The sequence below is a fragment of the Nitrincola nitratireducens genome, assembly GCF_000585235.1.
Classification (GTDB): Bacteria; Pseudomonadota; Gammaproteobacteria; order Pseudomonadales; family Balneatricaceae; genus Nitrincola; species Nitrincola alkalisediminis.
The window spans coordinates 1-2,565 of sequence record NZ_AONB01000045.1 but is presented as its reverse complement, the minus strand read 5'-3'; the positions used below and the strand labels follow the sequence as shown (position 1 = coordinate 2,565).

Below are 2,565 nucleotides of genomic sequence, written 5' to 3'. Positions count from 1 at the left end.
CATTGTCCATAAATAAATCAAAATCCAACAGATGGATCCCAACTGCGGCTTGCAGCTTGGCATAATCCATCCCCGCATCCAACTGCTCACTCAACATCCGCGCCAAATAATACGCACTGCGCTTACCCCACGCATTGTAACGGCGGACCTGCATCTCAATATTATAGCGGTTATTCTCCGCATCCTGCGCCAGCACATCCAAAATGATGTATTTACCCCGTCAACTCAGCTGGATTAATACTGGGATTTAACACCTTTACCGAGGTAATACTCGGCAAATCTGGCCGCACATCATTGATCAAATGCACCAACAAATCCGGCGCTTCAGCAAAAATGCGTTTAAACACATAGTCATTACGGGGGTCTAACAAATCGAAATTTTGCATGATGATCATCCTGATCTTTATATTGTTTATCCTTTAAAAGCCGTAAACCCAACTTAGCCGCTGAATCTACCACCTTAACTTTAATGCTTAGATGCAATCAGTTGCAAATCTTCCAAACTAGCTCTGTCATAGATTTCAATATCTTAATCACTTTCTTTTTTCAAGAGGCTATAAAGGTCCTCAGGTTTTCTAATATCATCGATGTTAATATTTTTACCATACTTTCTGTTAAGCACGCTGGCAGCAAATTTCGCTACCGTACGCTCGATAGGTGATACAAACAAATCACTCGGGGTTTGAGCATCAACAATGTTGATCATCCAACTCTTAACCGTCAAAAGGTCAGCTTCCTCCACTCTCGCAGTGATAGCATCATCTGGCGCACCAAATGCATGCTCGTATAATTCAAAAAATGTTTCCTTTATGACATTGTCCAGTAGGAGCATTACCTGTTCTTTTGTAAGCGTATCTGGAATATCAGAATCAGCAAGCGAATTGCCATAGTTATAGTGCCCCATATCCTACCTCGTCTCCGTTAATAAATACTCTATACCATCAGCATGTGCAGCAATGATCCTATCCTGAGAGCAGTAAAAGGCTATTGCATTGAGGGTTACAGCTGACGAGCAACCCTATATCTAATAGAACTTTATCGACTAGTGGCACAAGCGTATATAGGAATAAATCCTAAAAATTGAACTGGATGTCACAACGGTTGAGTGGGCGTAAATCGCACCGAATTCTTTCTCGATGCTGCTAGCACGCTGCCGAAGAAGTGCATACCGCATATGCGGCATTCAAGCCTACACGGACGTATTTACGGCGACTCTCTGGAAGGGGTGGGTAGAGTGCCCAAGCTAAACCACCGGCTTTGTGCCCCACTAACAAATCAGTGGTTAGCCTTAAGCCTCAACTGTTCAACCTGGCCCACACTTAAACCTGACAGCTCTGCAATCATCACATCGTCCATTTCGGTACGGACGATAAGCTTAAGTGCAGTTTCACTCATCTGTGCTTGGCGACCTTTTTCAAGGCCTTGTGCTATGCCCTGCTCAAAACCACCCTCCCTCGCCTCCTTCAACAAGGTCGCTTCATCATGCATCGCCCGTTGACGCACAAATGCCAACCGACGCTCTTCATCATCTGCACTAATCATCTTCAATCGCTCCATTGCCTTTCTCACTGGCTCATAGGGTATGTCCGGCAATGCTCCAGAAAGGAGTATCAACCTTTGTAACCTTAAAACGCCTTTAAGAAATCGTGTACACCACAACGCTACCCAAGGCACTCTACCCATCACTTTCAGAGAGTGCATGCCGCATGGATGCGGCATTCAAGCCTACACGGACGTATTTACGGCGGCTCTCTGGAAGGGGTGGGTAGAGTGTCTAAGCTACCCTACTAAAAGCTTTAAGCCTCAGTTGAATAGACTGAGAGAGCAATGCTTAAACTTGATCTCTCAGACATAAAACATTTCCATGTCAGATTAATGCTTACCATCATCACGTAAAACAATAACCTCTGACTCGCTTAAACCTGATACTTGCGCAATTTGAGCATCCGTTAAAACATTCATTGATATTAAGTTTAGAGCCGTTTCACGCATTTGGACTTGGCGACCTTTTTCAATGCCTTGTACTATGCCTTTTTCAATTCCTTGCTCTATACCTTGTTCAATGCCCTGCTCAAAACCACCCTCCCTCGCTTCCTTCAACAAGGTCGCTTCATCATGCATCGCCCGTTGACGCACAAATGCCAACCGACGCTCTTCATCATCTGCACTAATCATCTTCAATCGCTCCATTGCCTTTCTCACTGGCTCATAAGGTATATCCACCATCTGAACCAGACTCTGCCAATGTTCCAAAAACTCGATCCAAAACCTCAAAGACCCCGAACTCAACTCTAATCGATCTGCCTTTTTCAGTTCGATCAAATTGACCTGCAACTCGTTCCCTAAACGCACATCCGGCTGTTGTTCATCTCGCATTTCAAAACGCCAGACGGCTTGCTGTCGCTGAGCTTCATTGTCCATAAATAAATCAAAATCCAACAGATGGATCCCAACCGCGGCTTGCAGCTTGGCATAATCCATCCCTGCATCCAACTGCTCACCCAACATCCGCGCCAAATAATACGCACTGCGCTTACCCCACGCATTGTAACGGCGGACCTGCAT

At 45.1% G+C, this 2,565-nt stretch carries 5 protein-coding genes; all 5 read right to left on the bottom strand.

The window, feature by feature from the left end; genetic code table 11:
- Positions 1 to 196: PD-(D/E)XK nuclease family transposase (locus tag D791_RS21255; RefSeq protein WP_237748713.1), on the bottom strand; the 196-nt coding region annotated here is incomplete at its 3' end.
- Between the two features lie 16 nt (positions 197 to 212).
- Complete coding sequence (locus D791_RS21250) at positions 213 to 386, bottom strand: Rpn family recombination-promoting nuclease/putative transposase (RefSeq protein WP_237748712.1); 174 nt, start codon at positions 384 to 386, stop codon at positions 213 to 215.
- 143 nt (positions 387 to 529) lie between these two features.
- Positions 530 to 904 (bottom strand): hypothetical protein, encoded by a 375-nt coding sequence (locus tag D791_RS18455; protein ID WP_036514951.1) that lies wholly within the window; start codon positions 902 to 904, stop codon positions 530 to 532.
- Positions 905 to 1,275: 371 nt separating this feature from the next.
- The gene (locus D791_RS18450) at positions 1,276 to 1,542 is read right to left on the bottom strand and encodes an RpnC/YadD family protein (RefSeq protein ID WP_036514949.1); all 267 of its coding nucleotides are present in this window, start codon (positions 1,540 to 1,542) and stop codon (positions 1,276 to 1,278) included.
- 330 nt (positions 1,543 to 1,872) lie between these two features.
- On the bottom strand, positions 1,873 to 2,565 hold a 693-nt coding region (locus tag D791_RS18445; RefSeq protein WP_036514946.1), incomplete at its 5' end, for an Rpn family recombination-promoting nuclease/putative transposase.

Bases quoted from the DNA above. Each gene is read 5' to 3' on its own strand.
- D791_RS18450 (WP_036514949.1), bottom strand. From the start codon at position 1,542: ATGATTAGTGCAGATGATGAAGAGCGTCGGTTGGCATTTGTGCGTCAA.
- D791_RS18455 (WP_036514951.1), bottom strand. From the start codon at position 904: ATGGGGCACTATAACTATGGCAATTCGCTTGCTGATTCTGATATTCCA.
- D791_RS21250 (WP_237748712.1), bottom strand. From the start codon at position 386: ATGCAAAATTTCGATTTGTTAGACCCCCGTAATGACTATGTGTTTAAA.